Origin of the sequence: Nocardiopsis sp. N85, assembly GCF_028882275.1 — a bacterium.
Taxonomy (GTDB): Bacteria; Actinomycetota; Actinomycetes; order Streptosporangiales; family Streptosporangiaceae; genus Nocardiopsis; species Nocardiopsis lambiniae.
In genome coordinates this window covers 1-587 of record NZ_JARBUT010000050.1, presented here as the reverse complement: position 1 = coordinate 587, position 587 = coordinate 1, and the positions used below count along the sequence as shown (strand labels likewise).

Sequence of the window (587 nt, the reverse complement as noted above, 5' to 3'; positions counted from 1 at the left end):
TCTCGAACCGGGAGGGGAAGGGGAAACGGTCGGTCAGGACCCGGTGGACCATCGCGGTGACCTCCTCCTGCCTTTCGGGAGGGGTGTCGAAGTCGTTGAGGCAGAAGAACTCGACGGTGGGGTCCGCTTCCAACGCCGCGAGCTTCTCCGCGGCCTCCTCCGCACCGATGTCGATGTAGCGCATCGCGTACTCGCCCGGAACCGCCCGACCGGTGAACAGCGCGTAGTGGTGGTGCAGCGTGGCCGCGACCCCCACATCGGTCAGCGCCCGGAAACGGGCGTGCACCGTGCGGTCGATCGCCTCGGCGTAGCGCTCCTCCAGCTCGCCCAGGACCGAGCGGATCTGCGGGTGGGGGACGTGCTTGAACTTGTGGGTGATGTGGCGGTCGAAATCGGCGGCCAGCAGCTCGCGCACGTTCTTGCCCGCCGAGTTCGGCGCCGCCTCCCCGACCACGGGAGCGCCCACCCCGAACTGGTGCGGGGAGAACGGCAGCCGAGCCGCACCGTTGGCGTGGAAGAACCGGTCGGTGCCCACCGGTCGGGCCAGGAACACGTCGTCGTTGAAGTACAGGTAGTGCTCCGACAGC

The 587-nt window shown here is 68.7% G+C and carries 1 protein-coding gene; it reads right to left on the bottom strand.

Annotated elements, in window-relative coordinates; genetic code table 11:
- Positions 1 to 587, bottom strand: a 587-nt coding sequence (locus tag PWG71_RS28635) for a stealth conserved region 3 domain-containing protein (protein ID WP_274813191.1), incomplete at both ends; no start/stop codon positions are given.